The sequence below is a fragment of the Pseudomonas sp. GW823-FHT01D03 genome (assembly GCF_058798255.1).
Map to the genome: position 1 here is coordinate 418,605 of NZ_JBXAKK010000001.1, position 13,252 is coordinate 431,856.

The 13,252-nt window shown below is 61.7% G+C and carries 9 protein-coding genes; 8 read left to right on the plus strand and 1 reads right to left on the minus strand.

The genetic code is table 11. From position 1 onward, the window contains the following. Positions 1–84: 84 nt before the first annotated feature. The 6 genes from AC1RBR_RS01815 to pgaD all read left to right on the plus strand — a co-directional run bounded on the left by AC1RBR_RS01815 (position 85) and on the right by pgaD (position 9,145). Positions 85–720, plus strand: a complete 636-nt coding sequence (locus AC1RBR_RS01815; protein ID WP_115985175.1) for an NADH:ubiquinone oxidoreductase subunit N — start codon at positions 85–87, stop codon at positions 718–720. 292 nt (positions 721–1,012) lie between these two features. Continuing rightward, positions 1,013–2,518, plus strand: coding sequence for a YdgA family protein (locus AC1RBR_RS01820; RefSeq protein ID WP_492562705.1), 1,506 nt, complete (start codon positions 1,013–1,015; stop codon positions 2,516–2,518). A gap of 249 nt (positions 2,519–2,767) precedes the next feature. Continuing rightward, positions 2,768–5,248, plus strand: a complete 2,481-nt coding sequence (pgaA, locus tag AC1RBR_RS01825) for a poly-beta-1,6 N-acetyl-D-glucosamine export porin PgaA (protein WP_492562706.1) — start codon at positions 2,768–2,770, stop codon at positions 5,246–5,248. 12 nt (positions 5,249–5,260) lie between these two features. After that, positions 5,261–7,258 (plus strand): poly-beta-1,6-N-acetyl-D-glucosamine N-deacetylase PgaB, encoded by a 1,998-nt coding sequence (gene pgaB / locus AC1RBR_RS01830; RefSeq protein ID WP_492562708.1) that lies wholly within the window; start codon positions 5,261–5,263, stop codon positions 7,256–7,258. A 1-nt stretch (position 7,259) separates the two neighbouring features. Next, on the plus strand, positions 7,260–8,615 hold the full coding sequence (gene pgaC, locus AC1RBR_RS01835; RefSeq protein ID WP_047601041.1) for a poly-beta-1,6-N-acetyl-D-glucosamine synthase: 1,356 nt from the start codon (positions 7,260–7,262) through the stop codon (positions 8,613–8,615). Continuing rightward, positions 8,612–9,145, plus strand: coding sequence for a poly-beta-1,6-N-acetyl-D-glucosamine biosynthesis protein PgaD (gene pgaD / locus AC1RBR_RS01840; protein WP_492562711.1), 534 nt, complete (start codon positions 8,612–8,614; stop codon positions 9,143–9,145). Before pgaC ends, pgaD begins: the two co-directional genes overlap by 4 nt. A 103-nt stretch (positions 9,146–9,248) precedes the next feature. Here the strand turns inward: pgaD and AC1RBR_RS01845 are convergent, their stop codons facing one another. Beyond that, positions 9,249–10,772, minus strand: a complete 1,524-nt coding sequence (locus AC1RBR_RS01845; protein ID WP_492562713.1) for an FAD-dependent oxidoreductase — start codon at positions 10,770–10,772, stop codon at positions 9,249–9,251. 139 nt (positions 10,773–10,911) lie between these two features. Here AC1RBR_RS01845 and AC1RBR_RS01850 point away from each other — a divergent pair, with 139 nt between their 5' ends. After that, on the plus strand, positions 10,912–11,472 hold the full coding sequence (locus AC1RBR_RS01850; protein WP_007963512.1) for a YbhB/YbcL family Raf kinase inhibitor-like protein: 561 nt from the start codon (positions 10,912–10,914) through the stop codon (positions 11,470–11,472). 88 nt (positions 11,473–11,560) lie between these two features. Further along, positions 11,561–13,246 (plus strand): vWA domain-containing protein, encoded by a 1,686-nt coding sequence (locus tag AC1RBR_RS01855; RefSeq protein WP_492562715.1) that lies wholly within the window; start codon positions 11,561–11,563, stop codon positions 13,244–13,246. The last annotated feature ends 6 nt before the right edge of the window (positions 13,247–13,252 follow it).

A 13,252-nucleotide genomic window follows, 5' to 3' on the forward strand; every position in this document is an offset into this window, starting at 1 on the left:
TATGCTTTGAAGTGTTGAAAGGGCGCCCCGTGCAACGCACCCTTTCAGCGCACATTGCTAGCGCTGGTCTAGGGGAAACCAATAATGAAAAACCCTTACGCTCTCGGCTTCTGGTGCGCCCTGGTAGCGCTGGTGCTGCTATCGGCCACCTATTTCTACGGCATCATGCTGGCCCACCAGATCGACAAGGCCATGGTTTTCCTCGACAGCGCCGTCGCGCTGATTGCAGTGATGGCCATCGTTGTCGTGGCCTGGGCCTCGGTCCAGGTGCAGCGGGTCAAGAAACGCCAACTCGAACAAGGCAAGACCCTGGTGCTGATCTGGGACACCAAAGTCGCCCTGCGCAAGGTCGAAACCGTATTTGACCGCTACTTCTGGGGCAGCTATTGGCAACCGGGACGCACCTTCGCCGAAGTCATGGGCGAACTCACCGGCACCCCGCTGGAAAAAAGCCTCGAAGCGCTGAAGAAGCAGTGTCTGGAACTCGACAAGCAAATCGACAGCGAGGGCTGGCATTGGCTGAACAATGCCCGTGAACTGTCGGATGTCGCCACGGCCATGGCCCGTGAGCGCTATCAACTGGATTTCTGCGACCCTCGGGCGGATGGGCCGGGCGGGGCGGTGATCGATCGGGATTTTGAAGTGCTGGTGTATACCTGGACGGCGCGGTTGAAGAGCTTCGATCATCAACTCGATGAGATCGAGGTGCAGTATTCCTGATCTTCTGGGAATCCAGTGGCCCTATCGCGAGCAGGCTCACTCCTACAGGGGAACGCATTTCAATTGTAGGAGTGAGCCTGCTCGCGATAGCGTCCTCAAAAACACTGCAACTCTCCCCGCCTGTCAGCTGTCCACACTCCCCATAGACACTCTTTAACCTTTAAACATTGGGCCGCCTTGCGCTGCCAGTGCTAATCTCCACCGCTAATTTCAGCGGAGTCGAGCCGCAACCCGGTCACGGGTTCAGGGAAGACGACCACACTTTCAGCCACGGACATTGATCAGGTCATTCATGAATAAATCTGCAGGCGTGCTTCTCGGGATTGTTGTTGCCATCGGTGCGATCAGCGCCGGCGGGGCCTGGTACACCGGAACCAAGATTGAAGGCGTGCTGAACAACGCCGTCAGCAACGCCAACAAAGAGCTGCAGACCGCGATGGCCGGCTCCAATGGCACCGCGTCGCTGGAGCTGGTGTCGCTGGAGCGTCACACTTTCACCAGCACCGCGCACTACCGCCTCAAGGGCGAGGGCGAGATGTTCGGTGACCAGCCGGTCGAGCTGCTGTTTGTCGACCACATCGAGCACGGCCCACTGCCGTTCTCGCGCCTGGTGTCGCTGAAGTGGCTGCCGGTCATGGCCACCAGCAATTACGAGCTGGAAAAGAGCCCGGCCACCGAAAAATGGTTTGCCGCCACCAAGGGCGCCGCGCCGCTCAAGGGCGTGACCAACATCGGCTACGACGAATCCACCACCAGCAGCCTCGAGTTGCTGCCGCTGGAAACCGCGCTGGACGAGCAGTCGAGCCTGAAGTTTTCCGGCCTGACCATGAACATCTCCGCCAGTGCCCAGGCGCAGAAGGTCAAGGCTGACGGCTACATGGACAACCTGAAACTGGTCACCGTGTCGCAGGATCAGGCGCCGGTGCAGGTCGAACTCAACGGTCTGACCCTGGCCAGCAACCTCGCCAAGAGCAGCTACGGCTACTACACCGGGGAAAACACCCTGGAGCTGACCAACAGCAAAACCACCTTCGGTGCCAAGCAGTCGGTGCTCGGCGTGAAGAACTTCGAAATGAAGAACCTCACCGAAGAGAGCGGCAGCAATGCCTCGGGCCGCGCTGACTACAAGGTGGGTGAAGTCACCCTCAACGACAAGAAAATCGGTTCGGCCAACATGGCCATGAGCCTGAAGAACCTCGACATTCCGTCGACGATGTCGCTGATGCAGATCTACCAGAGCAAATTGCAGCCGTACGAGAAGGAAGCGGCGGCCGCTGCCGAAGCCGGCCTGCCGGCACCGGAACTGAACCTGACCGAAGCCGAGTCGGCACAGGTCAAGGCTGACCTGCAGAAACTGCTGGCCGCCAGTCCACAGATCGCGCTGGAAAACCTGTCGCTGAAAACCGCCAACGGTGAAAGCCGCGCCAGTCTGGTGATTGACCTGACCAAGCCGCAGTCGATGGACCTGCCGCCGGATCAACTGGGCAAACAGTTGATCGCGCTGCTGGACCTGAACATTCAGGTGTCCAAGCCGATGCTGATCGATCTGCTCAGCGTGCAGGCGCAGCTCGACGGTCAGACTGACGCCAAAGCCATCGTCGACCAGGCCAGCGCCGGTGCCGACATGTTCTCCGGCATGGCGGTGGGTTCGCAGTTGGCGACCGTCGACGGCGCCAATGTCGTGACCAAGCTGCATTACGCCGCCAATCAGGTGGAGTTCAACGGCCAGAAAATGACCGTTGAGCAGTTCGTCGGCTTCCTGATGAGCAAGTTCGCTGGCGTCACGCAAGTGCAGTAATACTGCGTTCTAAATAGCAACGCCCGGTCTCTGTATCCCGCAGACACCGGGCGTTTTGCTGTCTGGTGTTCCGGTTTTCGTCTGAGCCGGCGCCACGATTCTGAACAATTATTGCGTTCTGGATATTCGACTACGCTTGCATGCAAGACTGCCTGACTAAGCTTGGCTGGGTCTGTTTTGACTCGGTCTCCGTTACGAATGGGCAAGGGGGGCATTGCGACCCGGCTGGCCATGTAAGGATGCTGACGAATGCCGCGTATTGATGTTCCTGTTTTACATCGTGGTTTACGCCCGTTGTTTCGCGTTGCGCTGTGCAGCCAGTTGCTCTGGCCGGCACTGGCGTTTGCCGATACGCCCTACGATCAGATGGTGCGTGATGCCCGTGCCGGGCAGACCACGCCCGCGCTGAATGTGCTGCGCCAGGTGCCGCCGGGGCAATCGACCACCGGCCAGATCAGCGATCATCTGCAGATCGCCAGTTGGGCCGGCCTCGATGCCGAAGTGGTGCAGGTCTATGAAACCCAGGGCCGTGACCGGGTGCTGCCGGTGCAGGCACTGACCGCCACCGCACGCGCCTATCGCAACCTCAAGCGTTGGGAGCAGGCGACCCAGGTCTATAACAAGGCGCTGGCGCTGGAGCCGGACAACGCTGATTTGCAACTGGGGCTGGCCCTGACCCAGGCTGACGCGGGCAAACCCGACGAAGCCGTGACCCGCGCCAAGGCTCTGGTCGCCGCCAAACCCGACGATCCCTCGCGCCGCCTCGCACTGGGCTACGCCCTGACTCGCGCCGGCAAGCAGTACGACGCGCTGTTCGAATACGATCAGGCGTTCATCCGTGCTGGCAGCAAGCCGGACGTTGCCCGTGAGTATGTGGTCGCCCTGCAAAAGGCGCGGCTGCCGGAACCGGCGCTGCGTCTGGCCAATCAACGTCCGGGGCTGATCGACCCGGTGACCTTGCGCCGTCTCGAAGGCGATCTGGCTGCCGAACGGGTGCGTCTGGCCGAACTCGCCACCCGCAGCGAAAAAGAACGCTACGTGATCGCCGACCGCGCGTTGGCCGATTACGACAAATTGCTCGCCACCTGGACCCCGGACGCCAGCGCCCACGATGACGTGATTCGCTGGCGCATCGACCGCATGGGCGCACTCAAGGCCCGGGCGCGCACCGCCGACGTGATCAACGAATACCAGAAGCTGCAAGCCGAAGGCGTGAAGATGCCGACCTACGCCTTGCGCTGGGTGGCGGCGTCGTACCTGGATCAGCGTCAGCCGGAAATCGCCACCGACCTGTATCGCCAGGTGCTGTCGGCACCGGATGCCGATGTCGGTGATCGCCTCGAAGACACCACCGCGTTGTACTACTCGCTGCTGGAGAGTGATCGCGCCGAAGAGGCCCGCAAGGTCGCTGACGATCTGGCCAAGTCGCAGAAACCGCGCGTCGAACTCAAGGGCCTGCCGATCGGCAACCCCAACGATGAATGGATGGACGCGCAGCAACTGGCGGCGCAGGCCGGTACCTACGGTTCCGATCTGCCGCACGGCGAGGAACGCCTGCAGACACTGGTCGATCAGGCCCCGGGCAACCTCGGATTGCGTCTGGCCCAGGCCGATCTGTATCTGGCCCGGCAGTGGCCACGCCGCGCCGAAAACCAGCTCAAGGAAACCGAGAGCATGGCCCCCCGCGACATGGGCCTGGAAATCGCCCAGGCGCGCACCGCCATGCAATTGCAGGAATGGCGGCAGATGGATGCGCTGACCGATGACGTGGTGGCGCGCTTCCCGGACAACCGGCAGGTGCAGCGTCTGGCCCGCGAGCGTGAAGTCCATGACATGTCCGAATTGCGCGTCGAAGCTTACGGCGGCAAAGCCAATGGCGGTGGCAGCGGTGATGCCGGCGCGGTCAGTGGCAGTCGCGACTTCGGCATTCAGACTACGTTGTACAGCCCTCCGATCGATGAAGACTGGCGCGTATTTGCCGGCGCGGGTTATGCCACTGGCGACTTCGCCGAAGGTACCGGCCATCACCGTTTTCAACGTGTCGGTCTGGAACGTCGAACTCGCGACATGACGCTTGAAGCCGAAGTTTCCAATCATGATTATGGCTTTGGCGACAAACAGGGCGCACGTCTGGCGATCGCCCGTGACATCAACGACCACTGGCAGTACGGCGGCAGCCTCGAATACCTGTCGGCCGAGACGCCGTTGCGTGCGCTCAACAGCGACATCAAGGCCAACGGCGGCAATGCGTTTATCCGCTGGCGCGCCAACGAGAGCCGCGAGTGGCGGCTGTCGGTCAGCCCGTCGCACTTCAGTGATGGCAACAACCGCCTCGAGGCCTTGCTCACCGGGCGCGAGGGTGTCTACAGCGCGCCGAACGTGCAGGTCGATGCCGGTCTGGAAGTCGGCACCAGCCACAACTCGAAATCCGATGACGTGCCGTACTTCAACCCGAAGTCGGACTTCAGCGTGATGCCGACGGTCAACGTCAACCATGTGCTCTACCACCGTTACGAAACCTCGTGGAGCCAGCAGTTCCAGGCGGGTGCGGGCACCTACAGCCAGCGTGACCACGGCACCGGCGGCATGGCGATGCTCGGTTATGGCCAGCGTTATGCCTGGAACGACGTGTTCGAGGTGGGCGGCTTGTTCAGTGTGATCAACCGTCCCTACGACGGTGATCGGGAGACCGATCTGCGTCTGCTCGTCGACCTCACTTTCCGCTTCTAGAAGAGTTTGAAGATGCCTTTGATGACGCGTTTCATCCTTCTGCTGGGAGTGCTGCTGATCAGCGCCTGCGCCCAGCAAGCCCCGGCTTTCGCGCCGCCGTCGCAACGTCCGGTGGCGGCCAGTGAAAAACCGTGGCCGAAAAACCACGTGCTGGGCATCGCCTATCACGACGTCGAAGACCGTGACCCCGATCAGGCCGTGGTGGCGGTGCGCACTGAGCGCATGATCGAACAGTTGGCCTGGCTGCGCGAGAACGGCTACAAGCCGGTCACCGTCGACCAGATCATGGCCGCGCGCAAGGGCGGCCCGGAACTGCCAGCCAAAGCGATCCTGCTCAGCTTCGACGACGGTTACTCAAGCTTTTATACCCGCGTGTTGCCGGTGCTGCGTGCCTACAACTGGCACGCCTTGCTGGCGCCGGTCGGCACCTGGATCGACACCCCGCTCAATCAGCCAGTGGATTTTGCCGGTGCACCCCGCGCACGCTCCGACTTCCTGACCTGGGATCAGGTGCGCGAGATTTCGCGATCGGGGCTGGTGGAAATCGCCGCGCACACCGACGCCAACCACAAAGGCGTTCTTGCCAACCCGCAGGGCAACCTGCAGCCGGCGGCGGCGACGCGTCGCTACGATCCGCTCACCAAACGCTACGAATCCGAAGAGGAGTTCCGTGCCCGGATACGCAATGACGTCGCGGCCATCTCGGAAAAAATCCGCAAGGTCACCGGCAAAAAACCGCGCGTCTGGGTCTGGCCGTACGGCACGGCGGACGGCACTTCGCTGACCGTGGTCGGCGAGCAGGGCTACGAAATGGCCCTGACCCTGGACGACGGTCTCGACGCCCTCGACAACCTGATGAGCAGCCCGCGTTTCCTGGTGGCCTCCGATCCTGACGGCGAGCATTTCGCCAACAGCATCGTTGGCGTGCAATCGGATTTCGCCATGCGTGTGGTGCACGTCGATCTCGACAACGTTTATGACCCGGATCCGGCGCAGCAGGAAATCAACCTCGGCAAGCTGATCCAGCGCATGGCCGACATGGGTGCCAACACTGTGTTCCTGCAGGCCTTCGCCGATCCGAAGGGCGACGGACTGGTGCACTCGCTGTACTTCCCTAACCGTCACCTGCCGGTGCGCGCCGACATCTTTGACCGTGTCGCCTGGCAACTGCGCACTCGGGCGCACGTGAAAGTGTTCGCCTGGATGCCGGTCCTGAGTTTCGGCCTCGATTCGAAGTTGCCGCGTGTCACGCGCTGGGATCCGCAGACCGGCACCACCTCCGTCGATCCGGATCAGTATCGGCGCCTGTCGCCGTTCGATCCGCAAGTAAGGCAGATCATCGGTGAAATCTACGAAGACGTGGCGCGCCTGACCTCGGTCGACGGCATCCTTTACCACGACGACGCGGTGCTCTCGGACTTCGAAGACGCCAGTCCGGAGGCCCTGAAAGCCTATACGGCGCAGGGTTTGCCGGGTTCGATCGCCGCCCTGCGCGATGATCCGGCGGCGATGCAGCGCTGGACGCGCTTCAAGAGTAAATACCTGATCGATTTCACCAACGAACTGACTGCCAAGGTGCGTGCGATCCGTGGCCCGCAGGTGCTGACCGCACGCAACCTCTTCGCCGAACCGGTGCTCAATCCTGAAAGCGAAGCCTGGTTTGCGCAGAACCTCGACGACTTCCTCGTGACCTACGACTGGACGGCGCCGATGGCCATGCCGCTGATGGAAAAACAGACCCAGGCGCAATCTGGCCCGTGGCTCGAACAACTGGTGGCGAAGATCAAACAGCGCCCCGGCGCGCTGGATCGCACGGTGTTCGAACTGCAGGCCCGCGACTGGACGAAAAAGGATCAGGCCGACATCGATGGCGCCCAACTGGCGGACTGGATGGGCCGTCTCAAGCGTCAGGGTGCGACCAGTTTCGGTTACTACCCGGACAACTTCCTCGACAACCTGCCGGACCTGAAAACCGTAAGGCCTGCGCTCTCCAACAAATGGAACCCATGACATGCTGGATAGACTGTTAGCCCTGCTTGTTCTGGCGCTCGTCCTCGGCGTGCCGCTGGGGTTGATCTTCCTGGTCACCGGGCAGTTCCTGATGGACTTCGTGTTCTTCTACCCGTTGTTCATGTCCGGTCTGTGGATCGCCGGCGGCCTGTATTTCTGGCTGCACTGGGAACGCCACTGGCCGTGGAAGGACGACACCCTGCCGCCGCCACTGGAAGGCGAGCCGCTGATCTCGATCCTGATCCCTTGCTACAACGAAGGCGAAAACGCTGCCGACACGATTCACGCGGCGCTGGCCCAGCACTACCCGAACATCGAAGTCATTGCGATCAACGACGGCTCCAAGGACAACACCGCCGAAGTGCTCGACCGGCTCGCTCAGGAAGACCCACGCCTGCGCGTGCTGCATCTGGCGGAAAACCAGGGCAAGGCCGTGGCCCTGCGCATGGGCGCGATTGCTGCGCGCAGCGAGTATCTGGTGTGCATCGACGGCGACGCGCTGCTGGCGCCGAACACGGCGGCCTATCTGGTGGCGCCGATGCTCGATAATGCGCGGCTTGGCGCGGTGACCGGCAACCCACGGATTCGCACACGTTCGACCCTGGTCGGGCGGGTACAGGTCGGTGAGTTCTCGTCGATCATCGGCTTGATCAAGCGCACGCAGCGGGTGTTCGGGCGGATCTTTACCGTGTCCGGCGTCATCGTCGCGTTCCGCCGTACCGCGTTGAACCGGGTCGGCTACTGGAGCCCGGACATGATCACCGAAGACATCGACATCAGCTGGAAGCTGCAACTCGATCACTGGAGCATCTTCTACGAGCCGCGCGCGCTGTGCTGGATCCTGATGCCGGAAACCCTGCGCGGTCTGTGGAAGCAGCGCCTGCGTTGGGCCCAGGGCGGTGCCGAGGTGCTGTTCAAAAACATTCGCGGGATCTGGCAGTACCGCCATCGTTATCTGTGGCCGCTGCTGTTCGAATACTGCCTGTCGACCGGGTGGGCCTTCACCTTCCTGCTGTCGGTGATCTTCTGGGGCGTCGGCAAGTTCGTGGTCATGCCGGAGTCGATTGCCGTGCATCACCTGATGCCGCCGGCGTTCACCGGATTGCTGCTGGCGATCGTCTGTCTGGTGCAGTTCGCCGTCAGCATCATCATCGACCGGCGCTACGAACCGGGTCTGGGCAGAACCATGTTCTGGGTGGTCTGGTATCCGATCGCCTTCTGGCTGGTAAGCCTGCTCACCACCTTGGTCAGTTTCCCCAAGGTTCTGTTTGGCCAACACCAGAAGCGTGCGCGTTGGGTCAGCCCTGACCGCGGCATCAAGCCGGTCGGCGACGACGAAGAGGAGGTCATCAAATGAAAATCATCCGGACCCGCCAGCGGCCGTTTCTGGTCGTGATCGACGTGATCCTCACGGTGGTGGCCTGGGTCGGCCTGCTGTTTCTGCTGATTCGCGGGTTGTGGCCGCTGATCGAGACTCACGCCGGTGGACCACGCATCGACAGCTCGGCGTTCGACGCCCTCGGCACCTTGCAAATCTACCTGTGGGTAGCGCTGGTCAACGCAGTGATCCTGATTGGTTGGGCGCGTTATCAGCAGCGCAAAAGCAGAAGCTTCGCCCAGCGTCGCTTGCCGGCGCCGGTGGTCGATGACGAAGGGCTGACCAAGAGTTTCCGCCTGTGCGATGACCGTTTGCAGAAGCTGCGCACGCCTGGGGTGATGACCATCCACAACGATCAGGAAGGAGATATCAGCCATGTGGTGCTGAACTTCCGGCCGCTGCAACCAGCGGAGTTGCCACCACCGCTGGCGCCGCTGGAGCACCCGCGAGTGATCTTTCTGCACGCCGAGGATGATGACAATCGCAACCCGGTAAATCGCCCCAGCTGAGCGACAACTCTCCTGTAGGAGCTGCCGAAGGCTGCGATCTTTTGACTTTGTTTTTGAAGATCAAAAGATCGCAGCCTGCGGCAGCTCCTACATTGTTCAGCATTCAGCTGCGAATCAGCTTCCACGCCTCTTCCATCGCCAACGGTTGTTTCAGCCGTTCGGCCAACATCGCCATGGCCCGCTCTTCCTCGCAAGCCACGGCGGCAACCACTACGCCGTTGTGGCCGAACAGGCCGATGAAGGGCGGATGCTCGGGTTCGCCCTTGAACTCGATTTCATCCCACTGACTGGCATGGCCAAGGTAGTCGTAGTTCCTGCCGAAGTGCCAGGTCCAGAAAAACGGCACATCCAGATAATGCTCGTCAGCGCCCAACATGTTGGCAGCAGCGATACGCGCATGTTGCTGGGCCAGGCGCCAATGCTCAATGCGCTGCGGCTGGCCGCTCAGGGTGAACGTGGCGATATCGCCAATCGCCCAGAGGCCTTCGCAGACCCGCAGACCGGCATCGACGCGCAGTGACTGGTCTTTCTCTCTTGGCAGCGAAGCGAACGCCTCTGTGGCCGGATGAACGCCAACCCCGGCCAGCACCAGATCCGCCGAGACGCGCAAACCGTTGTCCAGCAGCACCGCCTCGACCTTGCCGTCACCGGTGATTTCCCGGGCTTCGTGATCAGTGATGAATTTCACCCCATGCTGTTCATGCAGCGCACGGATCGCATTGCCCACCGCTTCGCCAAATTGCGCGGCAAACGGAATCGCATGGCGGGCGATGACCGTGACGTCGAGGCCGAACTGGCGCAGGGCCGAGGCGCATTCGAGGGCGATAAAGCTGTCGCCGATGATCAGCGCCCGCTGCTCGGGTTTGGCCGCGCGCATGATCTGTTCGGCCTGGGCTTTCGAGCGCAGAACAAACACCTGCGGCAGATCGGCGCCGGGCAGTTGCAGCGGATTGGGCTCGCCGCCGGTGGCGAGCACCGCGGCGTCGTAACCAAGGGTCTGGCCATCCTTCAAATGCAGGGTTTTCGTTGGTGCGTCGAGGGCCGCAATTTCGCCTTGCCGGCGTTCGATGCGCTGCTGCTTATAAAAGCTTTCATCGCGCAGCGACGGGGTTTCCTGCGCCGACATCTCGCCGGCGAGGACGAATTTGCTCAGCACCGTGCGGTCGTAACCGGCATCCGCTTCGCGGTCGAGCATAATGATCCGGCCACCGAAACCTTTCTCCCGCAGAGCCGCCGCACATGCCGTGCCCGCTGCACCTGCACCGACAATCACAAAGGTGCGCGAATCATCGGCCGGCGGCGTGTGTGCGTCCGGCAGCGGTTGATCATCGACCCAGACCTCATCGCCCCTTACCTCCAGCGGATAACGCTTGAGACTGTCGAGGGCCGGCGGTTCGCACAACGCGCCATCCTCGGTGCGAAAAGCGGCTTTGTGCCACGGGCAGATCAGGCGTCCGTTGCACAGCGCGCCGTCAGCCAGCGGCGCGCCAGCGTGTGGGCATTCGCCTTGAAATGCGCGCAGTTGGCCATTGGCGTGGAGCAGGACAATCTTGAGCTCGCCGATTTCCACTTGCAGGCCACGGTCTTCGGGGACATCGGCGACACATGCAACACGGTGCAGGCTCATGTTCGAGCTCCTCGCAGGCATTTCTCATACGAGTTTGCGCCGCAGTGCGAGGTTCAGCCAATTGCCACTGCCAAGGTACGAACGGTACAGCTATAGTTTGCAGGCCGACGAAGGCCCAACCGCACAAGGTGCTCCCGGAATGACCCGATTGACCTCTCTCAACCCTTGGCTGGCGGCCGTCGCCGTCGCCCTTTGCGTGCAGTTTCCGGCGCAGGCGGCCGAGCGCTTTACCCTCGACATCCCCGGTGTCTCGGACAATCGCCTGTTCACCTCGGCCGCCGCGAGCGATGCGGCCGGTTGCGGTGGCAAGAACCAGTCCCCGGCACTGGCCTGGAACGCGGGGCCTGCCGGCACTCTGAGCTACGCGATCGTCATGCACGACCCGGACGGCCAGAAAGGTGCTGGCGTCGATCACTGGATTCACTACGGCATCAAGGCCACTACCCGGCAGATCCCTGCTGGCGTCGGCGCCAAATCCAGTCTCGAAGGCATGGGCGGTACCAACAGCAAAGGCACCACCCATTACATCGGGCCGTGCCCACCGGTTGGCGACAGCGCGCACCACTACATCATTCAGATCTACGCTCTGGATCTGGCCCCGGACGCCTTGCCCGCCGGCCTGACCCGCGCCGAACTGATGGACAAAATCAAAGGCCACGTACTGCGTAACAGCAGCGTGGTGCGGCGTTATCACCGCTGAAAATATTTTCAGCGGCGTTTAACCCGATCTGAAAGGGCTGCCCGTCTCAGTGGATGAATGGATCACTTTCATCCAGAGGTCAGCCCCCATGTCCCGCTCCCTGCCTTTTCTGCGACCCGTTGCCGTCGGTGTGTTGTTGACCGTCGCCGGTTGCGGCGTGTCTTCCAATCCTGAATCGGCTGCCGTTCCGGCTCCGGCCCAGCCTCAGCCATCGATTCAGCATGAAGCGATCGTTGCCGACAGTGCGCTGGCCAAACGCAGCGCGCGTCCAGCGCCGGTTGCCAGTTTCGCGGCGATGCCGGCTTCGGAAAGTTATCCACAAGGCTATCGTGACGAGCAGCGCGAGCAATATCAGGCGCTGGCCGACAACCCGATCCACAGCGTGGACGAGGCTCCGGTCTCGACCTTCAGCGCTGACGTCGATACGGGCGCCTACGCCAATGTCCGGCGTTTGCTCAATCAGGGACGCCTGCCACCGGAAGGTGCGGTGCGACTGGAGGAAATGGTCAATTACTTTCCCTATAACTACGCGCTGCCCAGCGACGGCTCGCCGTTCGGCGTGACCACCGAACTGGCCGTCACCCCGTGGAACCCGCACACCCGCCTGCTGCGGATCGGCATCAAGGCGTCCGATCGGGCTGTGGCGGAACTGGCCCCGGCGAATCTGGTGTTCCTGGTGGATGTGTCCGGTTCGATGGATCGCCGCGAAGGGCTGCCGCTGGTCAAAAGCACACTAAAGTTGCTGGTTGATCAGTTGCGCGAGCAGGACCGGGTTTCGCTGGTGGTGTATGCCGGCGAATCCCGCGTGGTGCTGGAGCCGACTTCCGGACGCGAGAAAGCGAAAATTCGCACAGCTATCGAGCAATTGACCGCAGGCGGTTCAACTGCTGGCGCGTCGGGTATCGAACTGGCCTATCAAATGGCCCAGCAAGCGTTCATCCCCAAAGGCATCAACCGCATCCTGTTGGCCACTGACGGTGACTTCAACGTCGGCATCAGCGACTTCGATAGCCTCAAGCAAATGGCTGTGGATAAACGCAAAACCGGGATTTCCCTGACCACCCTGGGCTTTGGTGTGGATAACTACAATGAACACTTGATGGAGCAACTGGCCGACGCCGGCGACGGCAACTACGCCTACATCGACAACCTGCGCGAGGCGCGCAAAGTGCTGGTGGATCAACTCGGTTCGACCCTGGCGGTGGTGGCGAAAAACGTCAAATTGCAGGTGGAATTCAACCCGGCGCAGGTCAGTGAATACCGCCTGCTCGGCTACGAAAACCGCGCTCTTAAGCGTGAGGATTTCAGCAACGACAAGGTTGATGCCGGGGAAGTCGGCGCAGGACACACGGTGACCGCGCTGTATGAAATTGTTCCGGCAGGTGAGCAGGGCTGGCTGGAACCGCTGCGCTACGGTAAATCGGAGAAGGTGGTTGCTGCGAAGGATGGAGAATTAGCGATGCTGCGTGTGCGTTATCAACAGCCTGAAGGTGGGAAAAGTCTGCTGATCGAACGGCCGATTGCCAATAAGGTCGCACTGGCCAGCGAGGATCTGCGTTTCGCGGCGGCGGTGGCGGCGTTTTCCCAGCAGCTCAAGGACGCCCGCTACACCGGCGACTTCGGCCTGAAAGACACCGAAGCACTGGCCCGGGGCGCTCGTGGCGATGACCGTTTCGGTCTGCGCAATGAGTTCGTGCAACTGGTCGAACTGGCGCAGAGCCTGCTCAGCTCAACCGCATCGAATACGCTGCCCACTGAGCTACGGATTGAATAGTGAGTC

Coding starts and splice junctions, on each gene's coding strand:
- AC1RBR_RS01815 (WP_115985175.1), top strand. CDS start 85: ATGAAAAACCCTTACGCTCTCGGCTTCTGGTGCGCCCTGGTAGCGCTG.
- AC1RBR_RS01820 (WP_492562705.1), top strand. CDS start 1,013: ATGAATAAATCTGCAGGCGTGCTTCTCGGGATTGTTGTTGCCATCGGT.
- pgaA (WP_492562706.1), top strand. CDS start 2,768: ATGCCGCGTATTGATGTTCCTGTTTTACATCGTGGTTTACGCCCGTTG.
- pgaB (WP_492562708.1), top strand. CDS start 5,261: ATGCCTTTGATGACGCGTTTCATCCTTCTGCTGGGAGTGCTGCTGATC.
- pgaC (WP_047601041.1), top strand. CDS start 7,260: ATGCTGGATAGACTGTTAGCCCTGCTTGTTCTGGCGCTCGTCCTCGGC.
- pgaD (WP_492562711.1), top strand. CDS start 8,612: ATGAAAATCATCCGGACCCGCCAGCGGCCGTTTCTGGTCGTGATCGAC.
- AC1RBR_RS01845 (WP_492562713.1), bottom strand. CDS start 10,772: ATGAGCCTGCACCGTGTTGCATGTGTCGCCGATGTCCCCGAAGACCGT.
- AC1RBR_RS01850 (WP_007963512.1), top strand. CDS start 10,912: ATGACCCGATTGACCTCTCTCAACCCTTGGCTGGCGGCCGTCGCCGTC.
- AC1RBR_RS01855 (WP_492562715.1), top strand. CDS start 11,561: ATGTCCCGCTCCCTGCCTTTTCTGCGACCCGTTGCCGTCGGTGTGTTG.